This window comes from Pedobacter sp. CFBP9032, assembly GCF_034045265.1.
GTDB lineage: Bacteria > Bacteroidota > Bacteroidia > Sphingobacteriales > Sphingobacteriaceae > Pedobacter.
Genome location: NZ_JAXCWE010000040.1, coordinates 1 through 380, shown reverse-complemented (window position 1 = coordinate 380; position 380 = coordinate 1). Strand labels below are relative to the sequence as shown.

1 protein-coding gene is annotated in these 380 nt (G+C 45.8%); it reads right to left on the bottom strand.

Annotated features, from left to right (window positions below; all coding sequences use genetic code 11):
* Positions 1-79: 79 nt before the first annotated feature.
* The coding region (locus SOM16_RS23065) for a hypothetical protein (RefSeq protein ID WP_320466352.1) at positions 80-380 on the bottom strand (301 nt) is incomplete at its 5' end.

The window sequence follows — 380 nt, the reverse complement described above, 5'->3', positions numbered from 1 at the left end:
CAAGCCTTGAGGTATTCATAAGTTGTGTATGTTTTTACAGGCATTCATGAGCGCGCAGAAAAGCTCGGTTTTGCCTCTTTTATATCAAGAATAAAGCCTTTCGGCGCAACCGAGGTGAAGCAGAAACAGCCCCTATCCGCATATTGCCCCCTTTCCCATCCTGGGAAAAGGGGGCAATAAGACTTTTCGCAGCTAGCGATTCAAAAAAATCAATAAAACATAGGTTCTGAATCAAGTTCAGAATGACGACCGCTTTAGCCCACCGTTCATGGAATGACGTAATAAAAAAAGGTTCGGTGTTACCTGGAGGCAGTAGGTTAAAACGCAGGGATTCTTCGTACCTCCGGATGACAATATCGCTATGGCCACCATGCGCTCCG